20 protein-coding genes and 2 tRNA genes are annotated in these 19,997 nt (G+C 71.3%); 13 read left to right on the top strand and 9 right to left on the bottom strand.

Going from position 1 to position 19,997, the window contains the following annotated elements:
• Nucleotides 1-37: 37 nt before the first annotated feature.
• The 3 genes from VKA29_RS21925 (at nt 38) to VKA29_RS21915 (ending at nt 1,955) form a co-directional block, all read left to right on the top strand.
• Nucleotides 38-496, top strand: coding sequence for a molybdenum cofactor biosynthesis protein MoaE (locus VKA29_RS21925; RefSeq protein WP_324787604.1), 459 nt, complete (start codon nt 38-40; stop codon nt 494-496).
• A 163-nt stretch (nt 497-659) separates the two neighbouring features.
• Nucleotides 660-791 carry a hypothetical protein gene (locus VKA29_RS21920; RefSeq protein WP_324787635.1) on the top strand — a complete coding sequence of 44 codons (132 nt, stop codon included), beginning with the start codon at nt 660-662 and terminating at the stop codon, nt 789-791.
• A gap of 66 nt (nt 792-857) precedes the next feature.
• Nucleotides 858-1,955, top strand: coding sequence for a PDZ domain-containing protein (locus VKA29_RS21915; RefSeq protein WP_324787603.1), 1,098 nt, complete (start codon nt 858-860; stop codon nt 1,953-1,955).
• A 132-nt stretch (nt 1,956-2,087) separates the two neighbouring features.
• Here VKA29_RS21915 and VKA29_RS21910 read toward each other — a convergent pair whose 3' ends face one another.
• Nucleotides 2,088-2,630, bottom strand: a complete 543-nt coding sequence (locus VKA29_RS21910; protein ID WP_324787602.1) for a PPA1309 family protein — start codon at nt 2,628-2,630, stop codon at nt 2,088-2,090.
• 163 nt (nt 2,631-2,793) lie between these two features.
• Between VKA29_RS21910 and VKA29_RS21905 the strand changes: the two genes are divergently transcribed.
• The 4 genes from VKA29_RS21905 to VKA29_RS21890 all read left to right on the top strand — a co-directional run bounded on the left by VKA29_RS21905 (nt 2,794) and on the right by VKA29_RS21890 (nt 8,059).
• Nucleotides 2,794-5,736 (top strand): UPF0182 family protein, encoded by a 2,943-nt coding sequence (locus VKA29_RS21905; RefSeq protein WP_324787633.1) that lies wholly within the window; start codon nt 2,794-2,796, stop codon nt 5,734-5,736.
• 43 nt (nt 5,737-5,779) lie between these two features.
• A tRNA-Met gene (locus VKA29_RS21900) sits at nt 5,780-5,853 on the top strand.
• A 206-nt stretch (nt 5,854-6,059) separates the two neighbouring features.
• Nucleotides 6,060-7,871 (top strand): tetratricopeptide repeat protein, encoded by a 1,812-nt coding sequence (locus tag VKA29_RS21895; RefSeq protein WP_324787601.1) that lies wholly within the window; start codon nt 6,060-6,062, stop codon nt 7,869-7,871.
• A gap of 114 nt (nt 7,872-7,985) precedes the next feature.
• A tRNA-Met gene (locus VKA29_RS21890) sits at nt 7,986-8,059 on the top strand.
• A gap of 144 nt (nt 8,060-8,203) precedes the next feature.
• Here VKA29_RS21890 and VKA29_RS21885 read toward each other — a convergent pair.
• The gene (locus VKA29_RS21885) at nt 8,204-8,620 is read right to left on the bottom strand and encodes a Fur family transcriptional regulator (protein ID WP_324787600.1); all 417 of its coding nucleotides are present in this window, start codon (nt 8,618-8,620) and stop codon (nt 8,204-8,206) included.
• A gap of 144 nt (nt 8,621-8,764) precedes the next feature.
• Here VKA29_RS21885 and VKA29_RS21880 point away from each other — a divergent pair, with 144 nt between their 5' ends.
• Complete coding sequence (locus VKA29_RS21880; protein WP_324787599.1) at nt 8,765-10,216, top strand: catalase; 1,452 nt, start codon at nt 8,765-8,767, stop codon at nt 10,214-10,216.
• A 153-nt stretch (nt 10,217-10,369) separates the two neighbouring features.
• On the opposite strand, the gene VKA29_RS21875 is transcribed toward VKA29_RS21880, so the two are convergent.
• The 3 genes from VKA29_RS21875 to hisN all read right to left on the bottom strand — a co-directional run bounded on the left by VKA29_RS21875 (nt 10,370) and on the right by hisN (nt 12,631).
• The gene (locus tag VKA29_RS21875) at nt 10,370-10,762 is read right to left on the bottom strand and encodes a cyclic nucleotide-binding/CBS domain-containing protein (RefSeq protein ID WP_324787598.1); all 393 of its coding nucleotides are present in this window, start codon (nt 10,760-10,762) and stop codon (nt 10,370-10,372) included.
• A 153-nt stretch (nt 10,763-10,915) separates the two neighbouring features.
• A complete protein-coding gene (locus VKA29_RS21870) occupies nt 10,916-11,695 on the bottom strand; it encodes an SDR family NAD(P)-dependent oxidoreductase (protein WP_324787597.1) in 780 nt (259 codons plus the stop codon).
• Nucleotides 11,696-11,830: 135 nt separating this feature from the next.
• The gene (hisN, locus tag VKA29_RS21865; protein ID WP_324787596.1) at nt 11,831-12,631 is read right to left on the bottom strand and encodes a histidinol-phosphatase; all 801 of its coding nucleotides are present in this window, start codon (nt 12,629-12,631) and stop codon (nt 11,831-11,833) included.
• Nucleotides 12,632-12,798: 167 nt separating this feature from the next.
• On the opposite strand from hisN, the gene VKA29_RS21860 reads away from it, so the two are divergent.
• Nucleotides 12,799-13,407, top strand: coding sequence for a TetR/AcrR family transcriptional regulator (locus VKA29_RS21860; RefSeq protein WP_324787595.1), 609 nt, complete (start codon nt 12,799-12,801; stop codon nt 13,405-13,407).
• A 20-nt stretch (nt 13,408-13,427) separates the two neighbouring features.
• Here the strand turns inward: VKA29_RS21860 and VKA29_RS21855 are convergent, their stop codons facing one another.
• The 4 genes from VKA29_RS21855 to VKA29_RS21840 form a co-directional block, all read right to left on the bottom strand.
• Complete coding sequence (locus VKA29_RS21855) at nt 13,428-13,751, bottom strand: DMT family transporter (RefSeq protein WP_324787594.1); 324 nt, start codon at nt 13,749-13,751, stop codon at nt 13,428-13,430.
• 76 nt (nt 13,752-13,827) lie between these two features.
• On the bottom strand, nt 13,828-14,838 hold the full coding sequence (gene rsgA, locus VKA29_RS21850; protein ID WP_324787593.1) for a ribosome small subunit-dependent GTPase A: 1,011 nt from the start codon (nt 14,836-14,838) through the stop codon (nt 13,828-13,830).
• 4 nt (nt 14,839-14,842) lie between these two features.
• Entirely contained in the window at nt 14,843-16,174 is a 1,332-nt protein-coding gene (gene aroA, locus VKA29_RS21845) for a 3-phosphoshikimate 1-carboxyvinyltransferase (protein ID WP_324787592.1), read from the bottom strand.
• 183 nt (nt 16,175-16,357) lie between these two features.
• On the bottom strand, nt 16,358-17,089 hold the full coding sequence (locus VKA29_RS21840; RefSeq protein ID WP_324787591.1) for a M50 family metallopeptidase: 732 nt from the start codon (nt 17,087-17,089) through the stop codon (nt 16,358-16,360).
• A gap of 51 nt (nt 17,090-17,140) precedes the next feature.
• On the opposite strand from VKA29_RS21840, the gene VKA29_RS21835 reads away from it, so the two are divergent.
• From VKA29_RS21835 to rsrA, 4 genes are all read left to right on the top strand, one after another.
• Entirely contained in the window at nt 17,141-17,995 is an 855-nt protein-coding gene (locus VKA29_RS21835) for an SOS response-associated peptidase (RefSeq protein ID WP_324787632.1), read from the top strand.
• Nucleotide 17,996: 1 nt separating this feature from the next.
• On the top strand, nt 17,997-18,626 hold the full coding sequence (locus tag VKA29_RS21830; RefSeq protein WP_324787590.1) for an alpha/beta family hydrolase: 630 nt from the start codon (nt 17,997-17,999) through the stop codon (nt 18,624-18,626).
• A gap of 256 nt (nt 18,627-18,882) precedes the next feature.
• Nucleotides 18,883-19,566 (top strand): RNA polymerase sigma factor SigR, encoded by a 684-nt coding sequence (gene sigR, locus VKA29_RS21825; protein ID WP_324787589.1) that lies wholly within the window; start codon nt 18,883-18,885, stop codon nt 19,564-19,566.
• Nucleotides 19,563-19,874 (top strand): mycothiol system anti-sigma-R factor, encoded by a 312-nt coding sequence (gene rsrA, locus VKA29_RS21820; protein ID WP_324787588.1) that lies wholly within the window; start codon nt 19,563-19,565, stop codon nt 19,872-19,874. Before sigR ends, rsrA begins: the two co-directional genes overlap by 4 nt.
• Nucleotides 19,875-19,997: the final 123 nt, after the last annotated feature.

The raw sequence follows: 19,997 nt of genomic DNA, 5'->3' as shown, positions 1-19,997 counted from the left end.
GTTCCGCGCTGTCCGGGCGGTGAGGCACGATGGGGCCATGGAACCCACGCACCAGCACCCCGGTGAGCAGGCCGCGGACGACCCCGTCAAGCTCATCGGCGTCCGCGAGACGCCCCTGTCCGTGGACGAGATCTTCCGCGCCGTAGGGGACGACGCGGCCGGCGGGACCGCGCTGTTCGTCGGGACCGTGCGCAACCACGACGGGGGAGCCGACGTCGACCGGTTGGGCTATTCGTGTCACCCCAGCGCCGAGGCCGAGATGCGACGGATCGCCGAGAAGGTGGCGGCGGAGTACCCGGTACGCGCCCTCGCCGCGGTGCACCGGGTCGGGGACCTCGCGGTCGGGGACCTGGCGGTCGTCGTGGCCGTGTCGTGTCCGCATCGGAGCGAGGCCTTCGACGCCTGCCGGAAGCTGATCGACGACCTCAAGCACGAGGTGCCGATCTGGAAACACCAGACGTTCTCCGACGGGACAGAGGAATGGGTCGGCGCGTAGCGCCGTCGTGACTCCGTTTGCATGCCCTCCGGTTGCGTGCCCCCACCCCCGCCATGAGCGTTGTCAGTGCGCATGGTTAATCTGCTGATCAGTCAGTTCTTGCGGTCGCTCAGCGGGGTCGGAGGTCGGCATGGGCGAGCTCGTCTGGTTGTTGATTCCTCTGGTGGCTGCGATCGCCGCCAGTCTGTGGGGCAGTTGGGCCAACCGCACCAGAAAGGTCCGCAGCGACGGTCCCGAGCTGGACGGGTACGCCCGGTTCCGGGAGGCCATGGAGAAGTCCCACTCGGGTACATGACTCTCCGGTACATGACAGGGGTGGGGCTGACGGTGCGCTGACACAGGCGTCCCGTACTGTCGTGACATGCCACGCCGCACCGCGACGATGCTCGCCTCCACCCTGATGCTGATCGCGCTCCTGTGCGCGGGAGTCTTCATCCCCGTGCCGTACTCGGAGATGTCGCCGGGACCGACGGTGAACACGCTCGGGGAGCACGGCGGCGAGCCGGTGCTGCAGATCTCCGGTCGCAAGACGTACGCGACCAGCGGTCACCTGAACATGACGACCGTGCGCGTCACCAGCGCCGACTACAAGATGAACCTGGTCGAGGCCGTGTACGGCTGGCTCGCGCACGACAACAAGGTCGTGCCGCACGACACGCTCTACCCGGACGGCAAGACCGAGGAGCAGTCCAACCAGGAGAACGCCGAGGAGTTCAGCCAGTCGCAGGAGAGCGCCAAGGTCGCGGCCCTGAAGGAACTCGGCGTTCCGGTGGAGTCCTGGGTGATCGTCTCGACCGTGGTCAAGGACTCCCCGGCCGAGGGCAGGCTGCACGCCGGTGACGTCATCAAGGCCGTCGACGGCACGGCCGTCAAGGCGCCCGCCGACGTGGCGAAGCTGGTGACCAAGCACAAGCCGGGCCAGAACGTCGTCTTCACGATCGTGCCCGCCAAGGAGCAGGCCGCCGCCGAGAAGCAGCACAGGACGGCGACCCGGACGAAGAACGTGACCATCACGACCGCGGCCTCCGACGACAGCGGGGAGAAGCGCGCCATCGTCGGGATCTCCGCGGGGACCGACCACACGTTCCCGTTCACCGTCGACATCAAGCTCGCCGACGTCGGCGGGCCGAGCGCGGGCCTGATGTTCGCGCTCGGCATCTACGACAAGCTCACTCCGGGCAGCCTCACCGGCGGCGCGTTCGTGGCCGGCACCGGCACCATCGACGACGCCGGCAAGGTGGGCCCCATCGGCGGCATCGAGATGAAGACGGTGGGGGCGCGCGACAAGGGCGCCCGGTACTTCCTCACCCCGGCCGACAACTGCTCGGCCGCCGCGAAGGACACCCCCGGCGGGCTCACGCTGGTCAAGGTGAACACCATCGGCGACGCCCTCGCCGCGCTGAAGGACATCCGCACCGGCAAGACCTCCGACCTGCCGAAGTGCACGGCCAAGGGCTGACGGCCGGCGGACGCCGACACTGACCTGCCGGAGCCGGCGCACACGTGCGGCAAGGGGCCGGGGCCGGGAGCGCCCCGCCCCGGCCCCTTGCCGCGTACCGCGTACCGCGAAGACCGTGCCGGAGGCGGGCGGTCAGTCCTCGAACGTGGCGGCCAGCGCCTGCGCGAGCCCCGGCACCAGGTCGGAGCCCGTGAGGACCTCCGTGGCGGAGTCCTTCTCGCGCAGCCGCAGTGCCGACTCGCGGGCGCCGTCGCGCAGCACCGCGACCGTCATGCGGACCTCCTGGCGCTCCGGGTGCTCGGCCACCCACCGGGCGAGCCGCTTCTCGTCCAGGTCCTGGGGGACGGACGCCTCCGCCGACGGCGGCAGCATCAGGCGCTCCACGGTGAGCGCGCAGCCGGCCACCGCGTCCGGCCAGGCGATCGTGCCGAGGAACTCGTCCAGCGGCCGGCCCGCGGGGATCTCGTCCTGCTCGATCGGGGTGAGACCGGTGGTCTCGGGCTCGTCCTCCAGGCCGAGCTGGGCCGCGAGGGCAGGTTCCTCAGCCCGCAGCCGAGCGGTGTCTACGAGGGCGAAGAGGCGGGCGGGCTGGTCCCAGCCGAGGCCGGAGGCGTACTCGTCGATCTCGAGCACGGCCCGGGTCAGCGGGCTCGCCGCCATGGGTGTGTTGGACATGGTCACAATCCTGCCTCGTTCCCGGCCGGAATCGGGAACCGAGTAAACGGTGAGTAAGTTGCATAGGTGTGGGCCCCCGGAGCACGGGGGCCCCGTACGGTCCACGAACACGCGGGCCTGAATTGACGACAGCGACTTCGAGGTGCGCACCTTGGCTTTCCAGATGCCGGACCGCGGCGGAGGCCCGACGGGGCCGCGGATGAGAGTGGGCCGCCCGTCCCGGCGCGTCCGGACCCTGCTCATGACACTGGGCGTGCTTGCCGTTCTCGGCATGACGTTCACCATGTTCGCGGGCTTCTGGACGGACTGGCTGTGGTACCGGTCGGTGAGATACTCGTCGGTCTTCACGACCACCCTGTCGACCAAGATCGGCCTGTTCTTCTTCTTCGGCCTGCTGATGGCGCTGGCGGTCGGCGTGAACATCTGGCTCGCCCACCGCCTGCGCCCCCCGCTGAGCGCCATGTCGATGGAGCAGCAGAACCTCGACCGCTACCGGATGGGCATCGCGCCCTACAAGAAGTGGCTGCTGCTCGGGATCACCGCCCTGGTCGGCCTGATCGCGGGCGCGTCCGCCTCCAGCCAGTGGCGGACCTGGCTGATGTGGGTCAACGGCGTGCCCTTCCACCAGAAGGACCCGCAGTTCCACCTCGACGTCTCCTTCTACGCCTTCGACCTGCCCTGGTACCGCTTCCTGCTCGGTTTCGGCTTCGCCGCCGCGATCCTGTCCGTCATCGCCGCCGCGCTCACCCACTACCTGTACGGCGGCCTGCGGATCACCTCCCCGGGCACGCGTGCCACCTCCGCGGCGACCGGCCACCTGTCGGTGCTGCTCGGCATCTTCGTCGCGCTGAAGGCGGTCGCCTACTGGCTCGACCGCTACGGCCTGGCGGTGAAGTCCAGCGACTTCAAGGCCACCGACAACTGGACGGGCCTGCGGTACGTCGACGCCAACGCCTACCTGCCGGCCAAAACGATCCTGTTCTGCATCGCCGTCATCTGCGCCGTGCTGTTCTTCGCGACGCTGTGGCGGCGCACCTGGCAGCTGCCGGTGATCGGCTTCGGCCTGATGGTCCTGTCGGCGATCCTGATCGGCGGGCTGTACCCGGCGATCGTGCAGAAGTTCCAGGTCCAGCCCAACGAGCAGGCCAAGGAAGCCCCGTACGTCCAGAAGAACCTCAAGGCGACCCGCGACGCGTACGACATCGACGACGCGAAGGTCACCGAGTACTCGGGGACCAGCACCACCACGAGCAAGACCAAGCTGCGCGACGACGTGGACTCCACGGCGAGCATCCGGATCATGGACCCGAACATCGTCTCGCCGACCTTCCAGCAGCTCCAGCAGATCAGGAACTACTACGCGTTCCCGACCAATCTGGATGTCGACCGCTACAGCAAGGACGGCAAGGACCAGGACACCGTCCTCGGTCTGCGCGAGCTGAACCTGAACGGCATCCCGAAGAACAACTGGATCAACGACCACTTCCGGTACACCCACGGCTACGGCGTGGTCGCCGCCAAGGGCACCGAGGCCGACGGTGAGGGCCGGCCCGTCTTCACCGAGTCCGACCTGCCGTCCAAGGGCGACCTCGGCACGTACCAGCAGCGCGTCTACTACGGCGAGAAGACCACCACGTACTCGATCGTCGGCGGTCCCCAGAAGGAGATCGACTACTCCGACGACAGCGGCGAGAAGACGACCAGCTACACCGGCAAGAGCGGCGTCAACCTCGCCAACCCGATCAACCGGGCCGCGTACGCGGTGGCGTTCAGCGAGCCGCAGATCCTCTACTCGGGGGCGATCGGCGAGGGTTCGCGGATCCTGTACAACCGCACGCCCAAGGAGCGCGTCGAGGCGGTCGCCCCGTGGCTGACCATCGACGGCGACGCCTACCCGGCGGTGGTGGACGGCCGCATCCAGTGGATCGTCGACGCCTACACGACGACGAACGGCTACCCCTACGCCTCGCGCACGACCCTGGGCGACACCACGGCCGACTCGCTGACCGCGACGAACAACTCCCGCGCGGTGGTGGCCCAGCAGAACCAGGTCAACTACATCCGCAACTCGGTGAAGGCGACCGTCGACGCCTACAGCGGCGAGGTCAAGCTCTACCAGTGGGACACCCAGGACCCCGTCCTGAAGACGTGGATGAAGGCCTTCCCGGGCACCGTGAAGTCCAAGCAGGACATCTCGGGCGACCTGCTGGCCCATCTGCGCTACCCGCAGGACCTGTTCAAGGTCCAGCGTGAGCTGCTGACCCGCTACCACGTCAGGGACGCGCAGACCTTCCTCAGCGGCTCCGAGGTGTGGCAGGTGCCGGACGACCCGACCAACAAGTCGGGCGACGCGGTGCCGCCGTACTACCTCAGCATGAAGATGCCCGACCAGTCCTCCCAGGCGTTCTCGCTGACGACGACGTTCACGCCCAACGGGCGGGACAACCTCAGCGGGTTCATGGCGGTGGACGCCGAGGCGGGCACGCCCGACTACGGCAAGATCAGGATCCTGAAGCTGCCGACCAACACGACGGTCAACGGGCCCAAACAGGTGCAGAGCCAGTTCAACTCCGAGCAGAACATCGCCGAGACCATCAGCCTGCTCAGCCGCGGCGACTCCGAGGTCGAGTACGGCAACCTGCTGACGGTGCCGCTCGACGGAGGACTGCTGTACGTGGAGCCGGTCTACGTGCGCGGCGGTGGGCTCAAGTACCCGCTGCTGCGGAAGGTGCTGGTCACCTACGGAGGCAACACCGCCTTCGAGGACACCCTCGACCAGGCCCTCGACAAGGTCTTCGGAGCGGAAGGCGCGACCACCAGGCCACCGGACGAGTCCACGACCAAGCCGCCGACGTCCGGCAACCCGACGGTCCAGAAGGCGCTGGCCGACGCCCAGAAGGCATTCGACGCCGGCCAGGCGGCCCTGAAGAAGGGCGACTGGAAGGCGTACGGCCAGGCGCAGAAGGACCTCGAGGACGCCCTGCGGCAGGCCGAGGCGGCACAGGCCAAGGCCGACAAGACCGGCGGCGGCTCCAAGAGCAGCGCCACACCCAGCCCCGGCGGCAGTCCGAGCAGCAGCCCCAGCGGCAGTCCGGGCAGCGGCTGATCGAATGCCCCTCCCGCGCCGTGGTACGGTTGCAACACAACGGCGCGGGGTGGAGCAGCTCGGTAGCTCGCTGGGCTCATAACCCAGAGGTCGCAGGTTCAAATCCTGTCCCCGCTACTGAAGACGAAGGCCCGGATCCTGAAAAGGATCCGGGCCTTCGTCGTGTGCGAACACGTGTGCCGGGGGCAGACGAAGGTCGCGCCGCCGTGGGGAGTTGGGTGATCTGTGTTTGACTTGTCTCTCTGTGGGCATGTCGACAAAACGCTGAAGTGACCTCACTGGCTGCGGTATACCGGGTGTACTCAGCGGCAGGTGGTGCAACGATGGACGTTATGGGGGAGAAGGCAACTCTGTTCGAGTCAGGGCGATTTGTGCAGCCTTCCGACGGTGGGGGGGCCGGTGAGGCAGCCGAGGAGGCCGCCGAGGAAGTGCGTCAGAGGCTCGCGGCCGAGGCCGGCGACGTCGAGGCGATGAGCGTCCTCGGGGCCATGCTGCTGCGCCGCGGCGACCTCGACGGCGCCGAGCCGCACCTGCGTGCCGCCACCGCCGCCGGTGACCGCGCCGCCGCCAACAACCTGGGAGTCCTCCTCCACCAGCGCGGATACCCCGAGGAGGCGGCCGGGTGGTGGCGCATCGCCGCCGTCGCCGGGTCGGCCGCGGCCGCGCACGCGCTGGGGCGCCACCACCGCGAGCGCGGCGACGAGCCGGCCGCCGAGTACTGGCTGCGGCAGTCCGCCGAGCAGGGACACGTGCTCGGCGCCTACGCGCTCGCCGACCTGCTGGAACACCGTCAGGACTCCGCCGCCGAACGGTGGATGCGGGCCGCGGCCGAGCGCGGTCACCGCGAGGCGGCGTACCGGCTGGCCCGCGCGCTCGACCGGAAGGCCGCACTCGCGGAGGAGACCCGCAGCGGCGCCGGAGCCGCGCTGATGGCGCAGGCCGAGCAGTTCTACCGGCAGTCCGCCGCGCGCGGGCACCGGCGGGCCGCACTGCACCTGGGGGCGATCCTGGAGAAGCGGGGCGAGCTGAAGGAGGCCGGGCGCTGGTACCTGACCTCGGCCAAGGACGGCGAGGTGCGGGCCGCCTGCGCCTTGGGATTCCTGCTGCGTGACGCCGGGGACACCGAGAGCGCGGCCGTGTGGTGGCTGCGCGCCGCCCAGGAGGGGGACGGCAACGCGGCCAACGCGCTGGGGGCGCTGCACGCGGAGCGCGGCGAGACCCAGACCGCCGAGCGGTGGTACCGGGCGGCGATGGACGCCGGGGACGACAACGGCGCCTACAACCTCGGGCTGCTGTGCGCCGAGCAGGGGCGGACCGCGCAGGCCGAGCAGTGGTACCGGCGTGCGGCCTACGCGGGGCACCGGGAGGCGGCGAACGCTCTGGCGATCCTGCTGCTGCAGGGCGGTGACGCGACCGGCGCCGAGCCGTGGTTCTCCAAGGCCGCGGAAGCCGGGAGCGTCGACGCCGCGTTCAACCTGGGCATCCTGCACGCGGGCCGGGGCGAGGACGAGGCGGCGCTGCGCTGGTACGAGCGCGCCGCGGCCGCCGGGCACACGGAGGCGGCGCTGCAGGTCGGGATCGCGCGTCTGCGGCAGAGGGACGACCTCGCCGCGGAGCGGTACCTCAGATGCGCGGCCGGCGGCGGCAGCGCGGAGGGCGCCTACCGGCTGGCGACCGTGCTGGACGCGCGCCGGCCGCCGGCGCACGCGCCCGAACTCGGGGAACCGGTGCACATCAAGACCGAGTGCGAGGAGTGGTACGAGCGCGCCGCCACCCAGGGGCACCGGCGGGCGCAGGTGCGGGTGGGGATGCTGGCCGCGGCCCGCGGGGACGTCGTGGAGGCGGCCCGGTGGTACCGGGAGGCGGCCGAGGCCGGGTCCCGCAACGGCGCCTTCAATCTGGGGCTGCTGCTGGCCCGGGAGGGCAGCGAGCCGGAGGCGGCGGTCTGGTGGACGCGGGCCGCCGACGCCGGGCACGGCCGGGCCGCGCTGCGGCTGGCCCTCGTGTACGCGCGTCGGGGCGAGCTGGCGGAGGGGCAGCGGTGGGCCGATCGCGCGGTGTCCCTGGGGCCCGGTGAGGTCGCCGAGCGGGCGGCCCGGTTGCGGGACGCGCTGCGTGAGGAGCTGTCGGCGTAGCGGCCGCGCGGGCCGTCACGGAGCGCGCCCCGCCCGCCGGAGGCGCGGCCCTTGGCCCGCGCCGAAAGCGATTTGCCTCTGTGTACATCCTTGACGTAGTGTTTCATCCATCGCCGCGGGGTGGAGCAGCTCGGTAGCTCGCTGGGCTCATAACCCAGAGGTCGCAGGTTCAAATCCTGTCCCCGCTACTGAAGGCCGAGGGCCGGAATCCAGATCTTGGATTCCGGCCCTCGGTGTGTCCGGAGGATGCACGGGGCCCGGACGCCGCTCGTGGGCAGTCAAAAGCCCCGGCGGCCCTGGGCGGACCCAGGGGCCGGGGCTTCGGAAAGGACTCAGGCCGCCGCGCAGCTCGGGCACAGGCCGCGGTAGGTCACCTCGACGTCCGAGACCGTGAAGCCGAAGCGCTCCGAGTCGGGCAGGTCGGCGAGCGGGTTGCCGCTCGGGTGGACGTCCCGGATCGCGCCGCAGCCGGCGCAGACCAGGTGCTGGTGCGGCCGGTGCGCGTTGGGGTCGTAGCGCTTGGCGCGCTTGTCGGTGGCGACCTCGAGCACCTCGCCGAGGGAGACCAGCTCGCCCAGCGTGTTGTAGACGGTCGCCCGGGAGATCTCGGGCAGCTTGGCGACGGCCCGGGCGTGGACCTCGTCCGCTGTCAGGTGGACGTGCTCGCCGTCGAGAACCTCGGCCACGACCCGCCGCTGTGCGGTCATGCGCCATCCGCGTCCGCGCAGCCGTTCCAAAAGGTCACTCATGCGGGCCAGTTTAACAGCAAGATGCCCAGATCCTGAACAGATGTGACTTTAGAATCTTACTTGACTTGGATTTAGTCCAATGTAGGATCGAGCCTGGCTTTGGCCGAGGGACAGAAACAGCAGCAAGTCATGCAGGAGGCGCACGTGACGCAGGGACCGCTCACTACGGAAGCCGGTGCACCGGTGGCCGACAACCAGAACAGCGAGACCGCGGGTGCCGGCGGCCCGGTTCTCGTCCAGGACCAACTGCTCCTGGAGAAGCTGGCCCGCTTCAACCGCGAGCGCATCCCGGAGCGCGTGGTGCACGCCCGTGGCGCGGGGGCCTACGGCACCTTCACGGTGACCGCCGACGTCACGCCGTACACGCGTGCCGCCTTCCTCTCCGAGGTCGGCAAGCGGACCGAGGTCTTCCTGCGCTTCTCGACCGTGGCCGGCAACCTCGGCGCCGCCGACGCCGTCCGCGACCCGCGCGGCTTCGCGGTGAAGTTCTACACCGAGGAGGGCAACTACGACCTCGTCGGCAACAACACCCCGGTGTTCTTCATCAAGGACGCCGTCAAGTTCCCCGACTTCATCCACACCCAGAAGCGCGACCCGTACACCGGCAGCCAGGAGGCCGACAGCGTCTGGGACTTCTGGGGACTCTCCCCGGAGTCGACCCACCAGGTGACCTGGCTGTTCGGCGACCGGGGCATCCCGGCGTCCTACCGTCACATGGACGGCTTCGGCTCGCACACCTTCCAGTGGAACAACGAGGCCGGCGAGGTCTTCTGGGTCAAATACCACTTCAAGACCGACCAGGGCATCAAGAACCTCACCGCAGAGGAGGCCGAGGTCCTCGCGGGCAGGGACCCCGACTCCCACCAGCGCGACCTGCGCGAGGCCATCGAGCGGGGCGAGTACCCGACGTGGACCGTGGGCGTGCAGATCATGCCGGCGGCCGACGCGGCGGCCTACCGCTTCAATCCGTTCGACCTGACCAAGGTCTGGCCGCACGCCGACCATCCGGTCGTCGAGATCGGCAAGCTGGAACTCGACCGCAACCCGGAGAACATCTTCGCCGAGGTCGAGCAGAGCATCTTCAGCCCCGCGCATTTCGTGCCGGGCATCGGCCCGTCGCCCGACAAGATGCTCCAGGGCCGCCTCTTCGCGTACGGCGACGCCCACCGCTACCGCGTCGGCGTCAACGCCGACCACCTGCCGGTGAACCGCCCGCACGCCACCGAGGCGCGCACCCACTCCCGTGACGGCCACCTGTACGACGGCCGCCACAAGGGCGCGAAGAACTACGAGCCGAACAGCTTCGGCGGCCCGTTCCAGACGGACCGGCCGCTGTGGCAGCCGATCCCGGTCGGCGGCGTGACCGGCGACCACCGGGCCCCGGTGCACGCCGAGGACGACGACTTCGTGCAGGCGGGCAACCTTTACCGCCTGATGTCCGAGGACGAGAAGGAACGGCTGATCGGCAACCTGGCCGGCTCCCTCGCCAAGGTCTCGCGCGCCGACATCGCCGAGCGCGCGATCGGCAACTTCCGCCGGGCGGACGAGGACTTCGGCAAGCGGCTGGAGGCCGCGGTCCAGGCCCTGCGCGGCTGACGGCGCCGGACCGCTCGCCGAGGCGGACGGGCCGGCCTCCCTGTGGGGGAGGCCGGCCCGTTCGTCATGGAATGTCATGAAGTGTTGGAGCGCAGTGGAACCTCAGGGAGCGCCGTGGAGCCTCCGATGAGTGTCCTGGCGCTCGGAACCGTTTCAGGCCGGCACCTCCTGCCGCACCGGAGCCCAGCAGCGGATGATGTCGCGGACCGAGACGATACCGACGGGCTCGCCCCGGTCGCAGACGATGAGGTGCCGGAAACCGCCGTGGGACATGGCGCGGGCCGCCTCCTCCAGGGTCCAGGACGGGGCGGCGAACACCACGTCGGTGGTGGTGTGGTCGTGGGCGCGCTCCGTGTCGGGGTCCTCGCCGAGGCCGACGGAGTTGAGGATGTCGCGTTCGGTGAGGATGCCGATACCGCCGGCGTCGGGGTCGAGTACCACGGCCGCGCCGACGCGGCGGGCGGACATGAGGGCCGCGGCCTGACGCAGGGTGTGCGCGGGGCCGATGGTGAGGACGACTGTGCTCATGGCGTCACGGACGAGCATGGAATGAGCCACCTCCTGAGGGTGCCCCGCAGTTTGTTCATGGATTCACAAATGCACAAGCGGGGGGACTTTCAGAGTGACAGGCAAAGGGCGGGTCAACAAGAGGGCGCGGGGCAGTCATCCCCGAACGGGTGATGGGCGGCCGACGGGCGGTCAGTGCACGGAGAAGCCGCCGTCGACGAAGATCGACTGGCCGGTGACGTACGCGGAGGCACGGCTCGCCAGGAAGACCGCCGCGCCCGCGAAGTCCTCGGCCAGGCCGTTGCGCCCCACCATGGTCCGCGCGGCCAGCGCCGCCACCTTCTCCGGGTCCGACGACAGCCGTGCGTTCAGCGGCGTCATGACGAACCCCGGCACCAGCGTGTTGCAGGTGACCCCGTACGGCGACCACGCCTCCGCCTGGGAGCGGGCCAGCGACTCAAGGGCCCCCTTGGACACCCCGTAGGCGCCGCTCTGCACGAACGCCCGGTGCGCCTGCTGGGAGGAGATGTGGATGATCCGGCCGAAGCCCCGCTCGGCCATGCCCGGCCCGAACCGCCGGCCCAGCAGGTGCGGCGCCTCCAGGTTCACGGCCATCGTGGTGTCCCACACGTCGTCGCCCAACTCGCCCAGCGGAGGCCGCAGGTTGACCCCGGCGGAGTTGACCAGGATGTCCGGCTCCCCGAACACCCCGGCCGCCTGCTCGGCCGCCGCGCGCACGCCCTCACGGCTGCTCAGGTCGGCGCTCACCCAGGCCGCCCGGCATCCTTCGGCCGTCAACTCCTCGACCGTCGCAGCGAGTTCCGCCTCCCTGCGGGCCACCACCACCACGCTCGCCCCCGCCCGCGCCAGGGCCCCGGTGATGGCCCGGCCGATGCCGGAACTGCCGCCGGTCACCACGGCGACCCGGTCGTCCAGCGAGAACAGTTCGGAGAGGTACGTCCGCGAGCTCATGCCCGCACCCTAGGACGAACGCCCGCGCCGACCGCGTCCGGGGTCCCGGCCGCGCCGACGGGAGCCCCGGCCGTACCCGGCGGTGTCCGGTCCCGGCCGTACCCGGCGGCATCCGGGTCCCGGCCGTGCCCGGCGTCAGTAGCGCTGGTTGAGGTAGCCCAGCAGTTCGTCGTGGAGCAGGCCGTTCGAGGCGGCCGCGTTGCCGCTGTGCGGGCCCGGGCGGCCGTCCAGGCCGGTGAAGGTGCCGCCGGCCTCGGTGACGACGATCGCGTTGGCGGCCATGTCCCACAGGGACAACTCGGGTTCCGCACAGATGTCCACCGAGCCCTCGGCGACCATCATGTACGGCCAGAAGTCGCCGTACGCGCGCGTGCGCCACACCTCGCGGGTGAGGTCGAGGAAGCCGTCCAGGCGGCCCTGGTCCTCCCAGCCGGACAGCGAGGAGTACGCGAACGAGGCGTCCGCCAGCCGGGACACGCGCGAGACGTGCAGCCGGGTCGCCGAGGACAGGCTGCGCCCGCTGAACGCGCCGTGCCCCTTCGCCGCCCACCAGCGGCGGCCCAGGGCGGGGGCGGAGACCACACCGACGACGGGTTCGAAGCCGGTCTCGCCGGCCTCCATCAGGGAGATGAGCGTGGCCCACACCGGCACCCCGCGCACGTAGTTCTTGGTGCCGTCGATCGGGTCGATCACCCAGCGACGGGGCCCCGTGCCCTCGACGCCGTACTCCTCGCCGAGGATCGCGTCCCGGGGCCGGGCGCGCTGGAGCTGGCCGCGGATCAGCTCCTCCGCGGCCTTGTCGGCCTCGCTCACCGGGGTCATGTCCGGCTTCGTCTCGACCTTGAGGTCGAGTGCCTTGAAGCGGTTCATGGTGGCCGCGTCGGCGGCGTCCGCGAGGACGTGGGCGAAGCGCAGGTCGTCAAGGTAGTCCGGCATGGAACGAACGCTATCCGGCCAGGCCGGGAAGGGGCCACCGGGCCCTGCCGCGGGCGGGGCTGCACCTGGTGTCCGAAGAGTGCCTCCAGGGGCCTCCGCGCACCCTTGACAGTGTCTCCGAGCGCGTCAAACCTGGGCGCAGAGCCGCTCGCCCCAGGGAGGCGATGATGCCTGCAGCGCGGGAATCCCTACTGGACGCCGCGTATTCGGCGCTGGCGCGCCGACCGTGGTCCACCGTGCGGATGGTGGACGTGGCCGCGGCGGCCGGAGTGTCCCGGCAGACGCTGTACAACGAGTTCGGCAGCAAGGAGGGGCTGGCCCGCGCGCTCGTCAGACGCGAGGCGGACGGCTTTCTCGCCGGGGCCGAGCGGGCGCTGACCGCGCACTCCGACGCACGCGACAGGCTGGTCGCGGTCGCCGAGTGGACGGCGTCGGCGGCCCGCGGGAACGCGCTGGTGCGGGCCGTGCTCACCGGCTGCTGGAGCCCGTGGCTGCCCTCTCCGACGCTGTCGGCGGTGCCCTCGACCTCGGCCGTGCCGGCGCAGCGCCGGGCGGACGGCCCGCTGCCCTCGCCCGGCGACCTCGTGGCGGCGGTCCGCGACCGGGCCGTCGACGTCCTGTCCGGTCCCGCAGCGCCCGCGCCGGACACCGCCGGCCTCGCCCGCTCCTGCGAGCTGGTGATACGCGTCGCCCTGTCCTGCGTGACGGCCCCGCCGGGCGAGGGCGGCGTCGCGGACCTCGTACGGATCACGATGCGCAGCCAGTTGACGGCGTGACGGCTTGACGGCCCGTTGCCTCAGTGCGCCGAGCCCGACAGCTGCAGGCCGATGACGCCGATGATGACCAGGCTGATCGAGACAATCTTCAGGGTGGACACCAGGTCGCCGAGGAAGATCATTCCGTAGATCGCGGTGCCCGCCGCGCCGATGCCGGTCCACACGGCGTAGGCGGGTCCGACGTCCAGCTTCCGCAGCGAGAGGGTGAGCAGGCCGAAGCTGCCGAGCGCGAAGACGCAGAAGGCGATCGTGGGCCACAGCCGGGTGAAGCCGTGGGACAGCTTGAGGCACACCGCGAAACCGGTCTCGAGCATCCCGGCCACGATGACCAGCAGCCACGCCATGTGCTGTCCTCCCGTTGGTCCGGCTCGGTGCGATTATGCACTTGCCGGACTCGTGTCCACCCAAACAACGCGGTGGTCAGTCGCCTTCGGTGCGCTCCCGGGTGGCCAGCAGCCGGCGCAGGGAGTACAGGCGGGCCGGATCCGCGTGGCCCTCGGCGACCCACTGGTCCAGCGCGCAGTCCGGCTCGTCGTGACTGCAGGCGCGCGGGCAGTTCTCCGTGCCGGATTCGAGGTCGGGGAAGGCGTGGATGACCCGGGACGGGTCGATGTGGGCCAGCCCGAAGGACCGCACGCCCGGGGTGTCGACCACCCAGCCGTCCGCCCCGGCGAGCGGCAGGGCGAGCGCCGAGGTCGTGGTGTGCCGGCCGCGGCCCGTGACCGCGTTGACGTGTCCCGTCAGCCGCCGCCGGTCCTCCGGGACCAGCGCGTTGACCAGCGTCGTCTTGCCGACGCCGGAATGGCCGACGAACGCGGTGATCTTGCCGGCGAGGTGCTCGCGCACCCGGTCCGCCGCGGTGCCGCTCTCCAGCTCCTCGCGGCTGGTGACGACGTAGGGGATGTCCAGGTCGCCGTACAGCTCCAGCAGCTTGTCCGGCGGGGCGAGGTCCGACTTGGTCAGCACCAGCAGCGGGTCGAGCCCGCCGTCGTACGCCGCCACCAGGCACCGGTCGACCAAGCGCGGGCGGGGCTCGGGGTCGGCCAGGGCGGTGACGATCGCCAGCTGGTCGGCGTTGGCCACGACCACGCGCTCGTAGGGATCGTCGTCGTCGGCCGTGCGGCGCAGCAGCGACGTGCGCCCCTCGATGCGGACGATGCGCGCGAGGGTGTCCTTCTGGCCCGACAGGTCACCGACGATGGCCACCCGGTCGCCGACCACCGCCGCCTTGCGGCCCAGCTCGCGCGCCTTCATCGCCAGTACGGTCCGGCCGTCCACCAGGCAGGTCAGCCGGCCGCGGTCGACGGTGAGGACCATGCCCTCGGCCGCGTCCTCGTGCTTGGGGCGGATGTTCGTGCGCGGCCGGTTGCCCTTGCGGTTCGGGCGGCTGCGGATGTCGTCCTCGTCGGTGTGCTTGCCGTAGCGGCGCATGCGGTTATCCCCGGCTCTCCACGCCGCCCAGCATCCCGGTCCACAGCTCGGGGAACTCCGGCAGCGTCTTGGCCGTCGTCGCCACGTCCTCGACCTGCACGCCCTCGACCGCCAGGCCGATGACCGCGCCGGCCGTCGCCATGCGGTGGTCCTCGTAGGTGTGGAAGATCCCGCCGTGCAGGCGGCGCGGGCGGATGTGCAGGCCGTCGGCGGTCTCGGTCACGTCGCCGCCGAGTTCGTTGATCTCCTTGGTCAGCGCGGCCAGCCGGTCCGTCTCGTGCAGGCGCAGGTGGGCCACCCCGCGCAGGGTCGACGGGGAGTCGGCGAGCGCGGCGACCGCCGCGATGCCCGGGGTCAGCTCGCCGACCTCGCTCAGGTCCACGTCGATACCGTGAACAGCACCCGAACCGGTGAACACGAGCCCGTAATCGGTGAGTTCGCAGGAACCACCCATTTCGGTGAAGATCTCGCGCAGCTTGTCGCCGGGCTGGGTGGTGCGCTCCGGCCAGTCGGGCACGACGACCTTGCCGCCGGTGACCAGCGCCGCCGCCAGGAACGGCTGCGCGTTGGACAGGTCCGGCTCGATCGTCAGGTCCCGCCCGAGCAGGGCGCCCGGCGTCACCCGCCAGACGTTCGGCTCGCCGCCCGACTCCGGGGTGTCCACCTGGGCGCCGACCGCGCGCAGCATGTCGACGGTCATCCGGATGTGCGGCAGGGAGGGCAGCGAGGCGCCGACGTGCCGGACCTCCACGCCCTGGTTGAAGCGCGGACCGGACAGCAGCAGGGCGCTGACGAACTGGGACGAGGAGGAGGCGTCGACCTCCACCGTGCCGCCGTCCAGGGCACCGCCGCCGTGCACCGTCAGCGGCAGCGCGCCGCGGCCGTCGTCGTCGATCCGGGCGCCGAGGAGGCGCAGCGCGTCGATGACGCCGTTCAGGGGACGCTCGTACGCCCTCGGGTCGCCGTCGAAGCGGACGGCGCCGTCGGCCAGCGCGGCGACCGGCGGCAGGAAGCGCATCACCGTGCCGGCGTTGCCGACGTCCACCGTGGCCGGGCCGCGCAGGCCCGTCGGGAGCACGCGCCAGGCCTCTCCGGAGCCGTCGGGGCCGACCCCTTCCTCGATCTCCACGCCCATGGCGCGCAGTCCGCCCGCCATCAGCAGCGTGTCACGGGAGCGCAGCGGGCGGCGCAGCCAGCCGGGCTCGGAGGCGAGCGCCGCGAGCACCAGGGCGCGGTTGGTGACCGACTTGGACCCGGGCACGTGGACCGTCGCGTCGACGGCCCCGCTCGCGTGCGGGGCGGGCCAGAGGGCGGTATGTGCGGGGTTCTGGGCCATGGGCCCACTCTATAAGGCACCCGTGGTTCTGGTGCGGCGCCGTTGTGGCTGGTCGGACCCGCGCGGTGGAGCCGCGCAGCGGCCCGGCCCCGCACCCGGACGCCCGCCGCGGGGTGCGGTCGCCCGGGCCCACGGGGCACCGTCGCGCAGCCCCGGGAAGCACCCCGGCGCCCGGGGCCGCGGTCAGACCCCCAGCAGCCAGCGCCCGCCCCCGATCAGGGAGCACAGGGACACCGCGTGGAACAGGAACAGCCACAGTCCGGCCGGCACGTTCGTCAGCCGGGACAGCTGGTCCGCGTCCGAGTCCCCGGCGCCCGACCGCCTGCGCTTGGCCTGCAGCTCGAACGCCGGGCGCACGCCGCCCGCCAGCAGGAACCACACCACCGCGTACGCGAACGCCGCCTGCACCTGTGCCCCCGCCAGCCACGAGACCAGCAGGAACGCGCCCCCGGTCAGCACCACCGTCAGCACGCCGTAGGCGTTGCGGATCATCACCAGCATCGCCAGCAGCAGCGCCGTCGCCAGCCACAGCAGCAGCGTGATGCGGCCGGCGGCCAGCAGCGCGGCGCCGCCCAGGCCCAGCAGCGGGGGAGCGGTGTAGCCGGCCGCCGCCGTCAGGATCATGCCGAGGCCGTCCGGCTTGCCGCGGCTGACGGTCAGGCCGCTGGTGTCCGAGTGCAGACGTATGGCGGTCAGGGTGCGGCCGGTGAGCAGCGCGACCAGCCCGTGCCCGCCCTCGTGGGCGATGGTGATCGCGTTGCGCGACACCCGCCACAGGCCCGGCGGGACGGTCACCGCGAGCGCGGCGACGAGGGTCGCGATCACCACCCACAGGTCGGGGTCCGGCTGGGTGCCGAAGACCTCGTCCCACAGGGACGCGAGCGAGGCGGGTGCGGTGCTGGCGGCGCTGTCCATGGTGGCTCGGTGGCTCCCTCTCCCGGTGTGGAATCTGGCAGTGTGGCACGCATGTGCGGACGGTATGCAGCGAGTCGTGGGGCCGAGGATCTCGCAGGAGTCTTCGGGATCGAGATGGGGGTCCCCCCTGCTCGAGCGGAGCCGAGAGCTTGGGGGAGGGAGCCCGCGGAGGCTCTCGCGCCGGACTACAACGTGGCCCCGACCAAGGAGGTCCACGTCGTCCTCGACCGCCCGCTGAAGGACACCGGCGACCCGCGCCCCGTCCGCCAGCTGCGCAGGCTGAAGTGGGGCCTGGTGCCGTCCTGGTCGAAGACCCCCGAGGGCGCCGCGCGCATGATCAACGCCCGTGCCGAGACCGTCCACGAGAAGCCGTCGTACCGGCGGGCCTTCACCGCGCGCCGGTGCGTCGTCCCGGCCGACGGCTACTACGAGTGGGTCACCGGCCGGCAGGAGCGGGAGCTGGAGGTCGAGGGGAAGCGGAAGCGGCCGCGCAAGCAGCCGTACTTCGTGCTGCCCGCCGACGGGTCGGTGTTCGCTATGGCCGGGCTGTACGAGTTCTGGCGGGACAGGACACTGCCGGACGACCACCCGCAGGCGTGGTGGGCGACCTGCACGGTGATCACGACCGAGGCGGAGACCACCCCCCTCGCCGTGGCCCCCGCCGAGGGACCGCGCACGCTCGCCGAGATCCACCCCCGGATGCCGCTCATGCTCACCCCGGACCGCTGGGACGCCTGGCTGGACCCGTCCCGCACCGACCCCGACGAGCTGCGCGCGCTGCTCCAGCCGCCCCCGCCCGGACTGATGCGCGCCTACCCCGTCTCCACCGCCGTCAGCAACGTCCGCAACAACGGACCGGAGCTGTTGAAGGAGCTCGACGGACCCGAGGCGGGCACACTCTTCTGATGTGACGACCGAGATCATTGGCACGGAGGCGGGGGACGCCCGCATCACCTGGCACCAGGCCGGCACCGCGCGGCTGGTGCTGGCCCTGGGGCACGGCGCCGGCGGCGGTGTCGAGGCGCGGGACCTGCGGGCCCTCGCCGAGGTGCTGCCGGGGCACGGGGTGAGCGTCGCCCTCGTGGAGCAGCCCTGGCGGGTGGCCGGAAAGAAGGTGGCGCCGGCGCCGAAGACGCTCGACGCCGGCTGGCGGGGCGTGTGGCCCGCGCTCGCCGGCCGCGGGCTGCCGGTGGTCGCGGGCGGCCGCAGCGCCGGTGCCCGCGTCGCCTGCCGCACCGCCGCCGAGCTGGGAGCGCGCGCCGTCCTCGCCCTGAGCTTCCCGCTGCACCCGCCGGGCAGGCCGGAGAAGTCCCGGGCCGGCGAACTGCTCGGCGCGGGGGTGCCCGCGCTCGTCGTGCAGGGCGGCAACGACCCGTTCGGCAGGCCGGAGGAGTTTCCCGAGGGCGACTACGAGCTGATCGAGGTGCCGTACGGGGACCACGGCTTCGCCGTGCCGAAGCGGGCGGCCACCGGACAGGAGCAGGCCCTGGGGATCATCACCGACGGCGTGGCACGGTGGACGGCCGCCTTGGCGTGAGGGCGGGGAATGCGGGGCGCGCGGCCGCTGTTGTGCGGACAGACGTGCTGGACCACCAGCACCGACGTCGTACGGAGAGGGAGTCCGCCGCATGGGTTCGACCTACTGCCCGAGCCGCAGCAGCCGTGCTGACCTGGACTGGACGGTGCTGCACGCGGCGAAGGCCGCTCCGATTCGAGGGGCGGCGGAGTCGGGTAGTCGTCTATCCTCCGATTCTGGTGGCATCGGTTTCGGTGCTACCCGGAATCTTGAGGAGGTGGGTCCGGTCACTGGGATCGACGCAGGGACCGACAACGGCCAGGCGGAGCTGCCCGAGGGCCAGGGCATCAGCGCGGAATCGACCTCGCAGCGCAGCGCGCGCTTCGAGCGGGACGCGCTCGAATTCCTCGACCAGATGTACTCGGCCGCCCTGCGCATGACGCGCAACCCGGCCGACGCCGAGGACCTGGTGCAGGAGACGTACGCCAAGGCGTACGCGTCCTTCCACCAGTTCCGCGAAGGCACCAATCTGAAGGCGTGGCTGTACCGGATCCTCACCAACACGTTCATCAACTCCTACCGCAAGAAGCAGCGGGAACCGCAGCGCTCCGCGGCCGAGGAGATCGAGGACTGGCAGCTCGCGCGCGCCGAGTCGCACATGTCGACGGGTCTGCGCTCGGCGGAGTCACAGGCGCTGGACCACCTTCCGGACTCGGACGTCAAGGAAGCCCTCCAGGCGATCCCCGAGGAGTTCCGCATCGCCGTCTATCTCGCGGACGTCGAGGGCTTTGCGTACAAGGAGATCGCCGACATCATGGGGACACCCATCGGTACGGTGATGTCCCGCCTGCACCGGGGCCGCCGTCAGCTGCGCGGCATGCTCGAGGACTACGCCCGCGAGCGAGGCCTGGTCCCGGCCGGCGCCGGAGAGTCGAACGAAGCGAAAGGCTCGGGCTCATGAGCTGCGGAGAGCCGCACGAGACGGACTGCGGTGAGGTCCTCGACCACCTCTACGAGTTCCTCGACCGCGAGATGCCCGACGTGGACCGCGACAAGTTCGAGCAGCACTTCAAGGAGTGCTCCCCGTGCCTGGAGAAGTACGGTCTGGAGCAGGCCGTGAAGAAGCTGGTCAAGCGGTGCTGCGGACATGACGACGTGCCGACGGACCTGCGCTCCAAGGTGATGGGGCGGATCGACCTGATCCGCTCCGGCCAGGCCGTGCCCGAGCACGACGTGACCGCTTCCCCGGTCACCCCCCAGGAGTCCTGACCCCGCGCGAAGGCGGGCCGTCGTCACCCGAACGTGCTAATCCGCGGACCAACAGCCCGCGGGCTCACCCCTCTCCGTCCTAGGCTCCTCAGCCTCAGCAGGCTCGGCCGTGGGGAGAGGCGT

Origin of the sequence: Streptomyces sp. H51 (assembly GCF_035656535.1) — a bacterium.
Lineage (GTDB): Bacteria > Actinomycetota > Actinomycetes > Streptomycetales > Streptomycetaceae > Streptomyces.
The sequence above is the reverse complement of the archived record's forward strand: the minus strand, read 5'-3'. Positions and strand labels throughout refer to the sequence as shown.